1 rRNA gene is annotated in these 3,107 nt (G+C 49.8%); it reads left to right on the forward strand.

What is annotated here, in order from left to right:
• Nucleotides 1–204 precede the first annotated feature (204 nt).
• Nucleotides 205–3,088: ribosomal RNA gene (locus ACMUMQ_RS15800) — 23S ribosomal RNA — on the forward strand.
• Nucleotides 3,089–3,107: the final 19 nt, after the last annotated feature.

Consider the following 3,107-nt stretch of genomic DNA (forward strand, 5'->3'; position numbering starts at 1 on the left):
TGCTTTGAATGTGTTCTGACGTTTTAGTCTCTGACTTAGTGCTTTGCACTAAACTTGCTCTTTAACAATTCAAATTTTGAAATAACGATGAATCAAGCGTTAAACCGGTGGAAGTTCACTTTAACCTAGTGGCTTCTATTATCGTAAATCCTAAGAGATACAAAAGCTCTTAGGTATGTGATCCGAAACTATTTTGGGTTATATGGTCAAGTGACCAAGCGTGCACGGTGGATGCCTTGGCAGTCAGAGGCGATGAAGGACGTGGTAATCTGCGATAAGGTTCGGGGAGTTGATAAACAAACTTTGATCCGAACATTTCCGAATGGGGAAACCCACCCGCTTGCGGGTATCGTTAAGTGAATACATAGCTTAACGAGGCGAACCCGGGGAACTGAAACATCTAAGTACCCGGAGGAAAAGAAATCAACCGAGATTCCCTAAGTAGCGGCGAGCGAAAGGGGATTAGCCCTTAAGTTGATTTGGTGTTAGTAGAAGACTCTGGAAAGGGTCGCCATAGTGGGTGATAGCCCCGTATACGAAAACGCCATTTCAATGAAAACGAGTAGGACGGGACACGTGTTATCCTGTCTGAATATGGGGGGACCATCCTCCAAGGCTAAATACTCCTGACTGACCGATAGTGAACCAGTACCGTGAGGGAAAGGCGAAAAGAACCCCTGTGAGGGGAGTGAAATAGATCCTGAAACCGTGTACGTACAAGCAGTGGGAGCGGACTTGTTCCGTGACTGCGTACCTTTTGTATAATGGGTCAACGACTTATTTTCAGTAGCAAGGTTAAGCGATTAGCGGAGCCGTAGGGAAACCGAGTCTTAATAGGGCGTTTAGTTGCTGGGAATAGACCCGAAACCGGGCGATCTATCCATGAGCAGGTTGAAGGTTGGGTAACACTAACTGGAGGACCGAACCCACGTACGTTGAAAAGTCCGGGGATGACTTGTGGATAGGAGTGAAAGGCTAATCAAGCTCGGAGATAGCTGGTTCTCCTCGAAAGCTATTTAGGTAGCGCCTCGTATCTCACCATTGGGGGTAGAGCACTGTTTGGGCTAGGGGGTCATCCCGACTTACCAACCCCATGCAAACTCCGAATACCAATGAGTGCAATTACGGGAGACACACGGCGGGTGCTAACGTCCGTCGTGGAAAGGGAAACAACCCAGACCGTCAGCTAAGGTCCCAAAGTTACAGTTAAGTGGGAAACGATGTGGGAAGGCTTAGACAGCTAGGAGGTTGGCTTAGAAGCAGCCATCCTTTAAAGAAAGCGTAATAGCTCACTAGTCGAGTCGGCCTGCGCGGAAGATATAACGGGGCTAAACTGTACACCGAAGCTACGGATGCATATTTATATGCATGGTAGAGGAGCGTTCTGTAAGCCGTTGAAGGTCAAGCTGTAAGGCAGGCTGGAGGTATCAGAAGTGCGAATGTTGACATGAGTAACGATAAGGGGAGTGAAAAACTCCCCCGCCGGAAGACCAAGGTTTCCTGTCCCATGTTAATCAGGGCAGGGTGAGTCGGCCCCTAAGGCGAGGCAGAAATGCGTAGTCGATGGGAAACAGGTTAATATTCCTGTACTCGTACATATTGCGATGGAGAGACGGAGAAGGCTAGGCCAGCACAGCGATGGTTGTCTGTGTTTAAGGCGGTAGGTTTGGGACTTAGGCAAATCCGGGTCCCTTTAAGACCGAGAACTGACGACGAGCCCTCTTTTGGGCGAAGTGGTTGATGCCATGCTTCCAGGAAAAACTTCTAAGCTTCAGATATGATCGAACCGTACCCCAAACCGACACAGGTGGTCAGGTAGAGAATACCAAGGCGCTTGAGAGAACTCGGGTGAAGGAACTAGGCAAAATGGTACCGTAACTTCGGGAGAAGGTACGCCGGTTAGTGTGAAGGACTTGCTCCGTAAGCATTGATCGGTCGAAGATACCAGGTGGCTGCGACTGTTTATTAAAAACACAGCACTCTGCAAACACGAAAGTGGACGTATAGGGTGTGACGCCTGCCCGGTGCTTGAAGGTTAATTGATGGGGTTAGCTTCGGCGAAGCTCTTGATCGAAGCCCAAGTAAACGGCGGCCGTAACTATAACGGTCCTAAGGTAGCGAAATTCCTTGTCGGGTAAGTTCCGACCTGCACGAATGGCGTAACGATGGCCACACTGTCTCCACCCGAGACTCAGTGAAATTGAAATCGCAGTGAAGATGCTGTGTATCCGCGGCTAGACGGAAAGACCCCGTGAACCTTTACTATAGCTTCACAGTGAACTTTGAACCTATTTGTGTAGGATAGGTGGGAGGCTTTGAAACTTGGACGCCAGTTCAAGTGGAGCCAATCTTGAAATACCACCCTGGTATGTTTGAGGTTCTAACTCAGGTCCATTATCTGGATCGAGGACACTGTGTGGTGGGTAGTTTGACTGGGGCGGTCTCCTCCCAAAGAGTAACGGAGGAGCACGAAGGTGTGCTCAGCATGGTCGGAAATCATGCATAGAGTGTAAAGGCAAAAGCACGCTTAACTGCGAGACAGACACGTCGAGCAGGTACGAAAGTAGGTCTTAGTGATCCGGTGGTTCTGTATGGAAGGGCCATCGCTCAACGGATAAAAGGTACTCCGGGGATAACAGGCTGATACCGCCCAAGAGTTCACATCGACGGCGGTGTTTGGCACCTCGATGTCGGCTCATCACATCCTGGGGCTGAAGCCGGTCCCAAGGGTATGGCTGTTCGCCATTTAAAGTGGTACGCGAGCTGGGTTTAGAACGTCGTGAGACAGTTCGGTCCCTATCTGCCGTGGACGTTTGAGATTTGAGAGGAGCTGCTCCTAGTACGAGAGGACCGGAGTGGACGAACCTCTGGTGTTCCGGTTGTCACGCCAGTGGCATTGCCGGGTAGCTATGTTCGGACGGGATAACCGCTGAAAGCATCTAAGCGGGAAGCCTCCCTCAAGATAAGATCTCACTGGGACATAAGTCCCCTAAAGAGCCGTTCGAGACTAGGACGTTGATAGGTTGGGTGTGTAAGTGCTGTGAGGCATTGAGCTAACCAATACTAATTGCTCGTGAGGCTTGACCATATAACACCAAAGTGGTTTT

This window comes from Marinomonas algae, assembly GCF_047525555.1.
In the GTDB taxonomy this organism is placed as follows: domain Bacteria; phylum Pseudomonadota; class Gammaproteobacteria; order Pseudomonadales; family Marinomonadaceae; genus Marinomonas.